This is a genomic window from Solemya pervernicosa gill symbiont (assembly GCF_002020875.1).
Lineage (GTDB): Bacteria > Pseudomonadota > Gammaproteobacteria.
Genome location: NZ_MPRL01000133.1, coordinates 1 through 4,740, shown reverse-complemented (window position 1 = coordinate 4,740; position 4,740 = coordinate 1). Strand labels below are relative to the sequence as shown.

Here is a 4,740-nt window from a genome sequence, read left to right as displayed (position 1 = left end):
CGGGGCGCCGTAGGCATAAACGGTCGCGTTAAGTATTTGCCGCTTGCTTGGGCTTGGACGCCCAAAACAAGCTTCCGCAAAAATAGCGACTCCCCGAGCAGCTGGTGTCGCAGTGGTAACGTCGCCTCTGCGCAGAGGGTGGTGATGGTCAATGGCACGGTCTCTTTACTGTGGCTCAATTGGCGCTCTTGGTTATCAGACTTCGAATCAAACTCTACTTCAGGATGGTTAGGGCTGCACATGGCGGCAGAAATGGCTCGATATATGGAGCGAAGTGAGCGGCTAGACCCTGTCTAAATGTCTGATAAACGTCCAAAGATCGCTTCGGCTGCCGGAGTCGCTTGTGGTAGGCTATGCGTTCTGCCAACTGAGGCGAGTCGTAACCGACTCCAATCGCCGCGTAAGGACGGCGAATACGCAAATGTCCAATAGTGAACTGAAAGCCGAAGCAAAAAATTCATTCAGCCGCGAAGAGCTACTGCAGTGTGGTCGCGGTGAGCTGTTTGGCCCCGGTAATGCGCAGCTGCCGCTGCCACCGATGTTGATGTTTGATCGCATCAGCCACATCAGTGATGAGGGTGGAGAATACGGCAAGGGCCAGATTGTTGCGGAACTCGATATCACCCCCGATCTCTGGTTCTTCGACTGCCACTTCCAGGGAGATCCGGTCATGCCGGGTTGTCTCGGTCTTGATGCCATGTGGCAGCTGGTCGGCTTCTTCCTCGGCTGGAAGGGCGGTCCAGGCCGTGGTCGTGCTCTCGGTGCTGGCGAGGTGAAGTTCACTGGACAGGTTGTCCCAGAAGGCAAGCTGGTCACCTATAAGATCGATCTCAAGCGCGTCATTATGCGCAAACTCTATATGGGCATCGCCGATGCCACCATGGAGATCGATGGCCGCGAGATCTATACTGCCAAGGACCTACGGGTCGGCCTCTTCACCTCGACCGAAAACTTCTAAACAGAGGACATTTGCGTGAGACGAGTAGTAGTAACTGGGCTGGGCATCGTCTCCAGCATCGGTAACAACGCCGAGGAGGTGACCGACGCGCTGCGCGAGGGTCGCTCCGGTATCGAATTCTCCGAGCAGTACGACGAAATGGGCTTCCGTTCGCGGGTCCACGGTCCGGTCAAACTTGAACCGTCCGAGATGATCGACCGCAAGCTGATGCGTTTCATGGGCAGTGCGGCCGCCTACAACTACATCGCCATGCAGCAGGCGATCGAAGATGCTGGCCTCAGCGCCGAAGAGGTCTCCAATCCCAAGGTTGGCCTGATCATGGGCTCCGGTGGCGGCTCCAACGCCAATATCGTGCAGGCGTGTGATACCGCCCGTGAGAAGAGCGTCAAACGTGTTGGCCCCTACATGGTGACCCGTACCATGGGCAGCACCACCTCAGCCTGTCTCAGTACTGCTTTCAAGATCAAGGGCGTCAACTACTCCATCAGCTCCGCCTGTGCCACCTCGGCGCACTGCATCGGTAACGCCTACGAGCAGATCCTGCTCGGTAAGCAGGATATGATGTTCGCCGGTGGCGGCGAGGAGCTTGACTGGACCATGTCGGTACTCTTTGACGGCATGGGTGCGATGTCCTCCAAGTACAACGATGCACCCACCACCGCTTCACGCCCTTACGCCGCCACCCGCGACGGCTTTGTTATCGCTGGTGGCGGCGGCACGGTGGTACTCGAAGAGCTGGAACACGCCAAGGCGCGCGGCGCGAAAATCTACGCTGAGCTGGTCGGTTACGGTGCTACCTCAGACGGTCACGACATGGTTGCACCATCAGGCGAAGGCGCGGTGCGCTGCATGCAGCAGGCGATGGAGACGGTCGACGGCAAGGTCGACTATATCAACGCCCACGGCACCAGCACACCAGTCGGTGATATCAAGGAGTTGGAGGCGATGAAGAACGTCTTCGGCGACGATATGCCCTACGTCTCCTCCACCAAGTCACTCACCGGTCACGCCCTCGGCGCGGCAGGCGTCAACGAGGCGATCTACTCGCTGCTGATGCAGAAAGAGGGCTTCATCAGCGCCTCGGCCAACATCACCGAACTCGACCCGGCGGCAGAGGGAATGCCGATTGTTCAGGAGCGCATCGACGATGCGAAGCTCGATATCGTGATGTCGAACAGCTTCGGTTTCGGTGGTACCAACTCGACGCTGGTGTTTGCGAAGTACAACGGTTAGTTGTTAGCCGGTTGTAACAAGAAGCCCGCCTATATGGCGGGCTTTTTTGTGATTGATTTGGGTATGTTATTAATATCACTCAATCGCGTTTTAAATATGTCAGCGTGGGCATGAGAACATGCCCGCCCTACACACTAGCTTGGCTTCATTCGCTGACCGCCATGGGGCGCCGCAGGCATAAACGGTCGCGTGAAGTTTTTGCTGTTTGCTTGGGCTTGGATGCCCAAAACAAACTCTCGCAAAAATAGCGACTCCCCTACAGTGAACGCAATTCATAAAATATACGTTCACACAAAAACTACTATTATGAGCAAACCCAATGCTCCTAGTGACTTATAGGTAGTATCTAGGAGCCTACCAAAGTTGTTTAATACTGTTCTAGGTGGAGGTGTGAATTTATAGTTGGTGACTTCTACTCCTGACCGGAAAATAATTTCCCGTGGCAAAAAAACCAATAACATATCAATAATTAATGCCAGTATAAGTAAGGCTATTCCTATGGTTTTCATGCCGAAGTCACCGCTAATGATGTACCCATTCCGGAATTCCTAGTGTTGCTAGTACAGCATTAGTTCGTAGGGTAGGCATTGTCTTTATGCCAGGCGGAAATGGTGATTCATTCACTAAATTCTCCGGATGCATCTATTGCGCTGGCGATATCTAGTTATTTGGATACGTTCCATCTCTAATTAAGCCGATGCAGCGTCGAATAGGGCCACTGGTTAGGGTGTGCACAAAGCCCATGTTTTACTGGTTTGTAGTGGATGTAGTCCATGTGTCGATTGAAATCGTGCTGGTCCCTTAATTGGTGTGCCCAGTAGCGATGTTGCCAGGTAGTCGATTCGCGATGTTTTCTTATGGAATCGGTTAGTAGTGAGTCGTCTCTGTATAAGCTACGACACTCGATGTTTACACGCCTTTTAATGATTCCCCGGCATTTAGCATAGTCGGCATCTCCCCCTGGCAGGGTCCAGATGCAGTGGAGGTGGTCGGGTAGAAGCACCCAGGCATCGATGGTGAAGGGGTGTTGTTGTCGTGTTTTGTCGATTGCTCGACGAAGTGCGTTACGGATGGCTGTGTCGCACAAGATCGGTTGGCGCCGGTAGCTGACGACGGTGAAGAAGTAGCTGCTTCCTTGTATCTGAGAACGTCGGTAGTTTGACATGTGATGGCACTCCATTGCCTTTTTTGATAATCCGCGTGGGCATATAACTATGCCCACGCTACGGACACTGCTAATGTATCACGGCATTTGTAGGGTGGGCATAGTTATATGCCCACGCTGAAACCATCCCTATGGTAACCTTTGCCAAAACTAAAATTTAGTGAGGGGAGCATGTCCGTCGAACTTCGTAATAGTTTCCGTGTGGATGACTACGCAATGCGTTATAGCGTCTTCATGCCGCGGCTCTATAACTTCTGTCTCTCGCTGGGGATGGAGCCGGATAAGATGATGCCCTCGCGGGCGTTCTGCTCGGATGAGAATCAGGGTTATCCGATCATCATGATCGCCAAGCACTTTGGCACCTTCCCCTTCAACCACGGTCGTGTTGGCGGCATTGTGGCGACCGATCGCCACGGGCCGCATGCGCACCATGGTGAGGATCTGGTGATTATCCAGGCGAGCCACGTCGGCTATGAGCCGGAGACGGGTGAATTTGGCATTTACCGTCGCTTGCAGACCGAAGAGCACGAGTGCTCGACCGACTGTGGGGCGATCTGCAATGTGATCGACTGGTATAAGCGCGAATACGATTTTGCCTGTGCACAGATCAAGCTCGACTTCATCGATGGTGAGCATCTGGTGGTGATCGACAACCAACTGGTTAGTGATGAGCGTGAGGAGGGGCTGTTACTCAATTTCGAGCGCTTAATCGATATGGAGCGGGGGCTTGAGGCACCAGTGGGGCAGCTGAGTACCGCGCGGGTCTATCGTGCCTCGGGGGAGTATGTGAAACGGGTCGGCAAGATGTGGCCCACCTACCGTAAAGCGATCGGCCGTAATCTCTTTCCCGATCTCTTCACTTTCCACCGCGATATGGGTAGCAATATCGATGCGAGTCGTCGCATCAACCGTAACCTGATCAAGTCGATGCCGACGATTCTCTGCAGCAAGTTTCCACCACTCTCTGCAGCTCAGGTGAACGTGCAGGTGGAGTTTGATCGCACCTTCCGCAGCATCGTCAATGAGCCTGCCTATCGTGGTAAGTGGGTGGTCTTTATCTCCGGTATCCACATCGACGTCTCACCAAGTGAGGGGCAGATTTTTCCACACACCAAGTATGTGCCGTGGGCCGCCTATGTGCAGAACGATGCGGGCGAGGGGTATACGCTGGAGCAGGATGAACTGTTCCGGGTGCTCGCTAATCAGAGCAGTGAGAATCCCAACAAGATCGACCTGACTGAGGTGATCGGCAACATGAAGCGTGATGCGGAGATCAAAATTCGCGCCGACGCTGACCGCTATGGATAGCGAAGCGAAGGCGGTTAGTCCGCGATAGTCGACGCCGTCTGCATATTCGTAGTTGAGAGCGCGAGCGAACGACGAA

At 54.0% G+C, this 4,740-nt stretch carries 4 protein-coding genes; 3 read left to right on the top strand and 1 reads right to left on the bottom strand.

Annotated features, from left to right (window positions below; genetic code table 11):
* Window positions 1-421: 421 nt before the first annotated feature.
* Both fabA and fabB read left to right on the top strand, forming a co-directional pair.
* Complete coding sequence (gene fabA / locus BOW52_RS16590) at window positions 422-958, top strand: 3-hydroxyacyl-[acyl-carrier-protein] dehydratase FabA (protein WP_078485198.1); 537 nt, start codon at window positions 422-424, stop codon at window positions 956-958.
* A 15-nt stretch (window positions 959-973) separates the two neighbouring features.
* Window positions 974-2,191 (top strand): beta-ketoacyl-ACP synthase I, encoded by a 1,218-nt coding sequence (gene fabB, locus BOW52_RS16585; protein WP_078485197.1) that lies wholly within the window; start codon window positions 974-976, stop codon window positions 2,189-2,191.
* Window positions 2,192-2,876: 685 nt separating this feature from the next.
* On the opposite strand, the gene BOW52_RS16580 is transcribed toward fabB, so the two are convergent.
* The gene (locus BOW52_RS16580; protein ID WP_078485196.1) at window positions 2,877-3,356 is read right to left on the bottom strand and encodes an REP-associated tyrosine transposase; all 480 of its coding nucleotides are present in this window, start codon (window positions 3,354-3,356) and stop codon (window positions 2,877-2,879) included.
* 171 nt (window positions 3,357-3,527) lie between these two features.
* Here BOW52_RS16580 and BOW52_RS16575 point away from each other — a divergent pair, with 171 nt between their 5' ends.
* Window positions 3,528-4,664 (top strand): hypothetical protein, encoded by a 1,137-nt coding sequence (locus BOW52_RS16575; protein WP_078485195.1) that lies wholly within the window; start codon window positions 3,528-3,530, stop codon window positions 4,662-4,664.
* Window positions 4,665-4,740: the final 76 nt, after the last annotated feature.